1 tRNA gene is annotated in these 236 nt (G+C 61.0%); it reads right to left on the bottom strand.

What is annotated here, in order from left to right:
* Window positions 1-63: 63 nt before the first annotated feature.
* A tRNA-Cys gene (locus H0H10_RS00860) sits at window positions 64-137 on the bottom strand.
* Window positions 138-236 lie beyond the last annotated feature (99 nt).

Here is a 236-nt window from a genome sequence, read left to right as displayed (position 1 = left end):
TGGGATTGAACCAGTGACCTCTTCCGTGTCAGGGAAGCGCTCTCCCGCTGAGCTAATCGTCCTTGGAGGTGGAGACGGGATTTGAACCCGTGTAGACGGCTTTGCAGGCCGTTGCCTCGCCTCTCGGCCACTCCACCAGGAGTGTAGGGGATCGGGTGGATCCCCTGTTCCTGCGAGCGGACGACGAGGCTCGAACTCGCGACCTCAACCTTGGCAAGGTTGCGCTCTACCAACTG

It is taken from the genome of Streptomyces griseicoloratus, from assembly GCF_014534645.1.
GTDB lineage: Bacteria > Actinomycetota > Actinomycetes > Streptomycetales > Streptomycetaceae > Streptomyces > Streptomyces griseicoloratus.
This window is presented reverse-complemented; position numbering and strand designations above follow the sequence as displayed.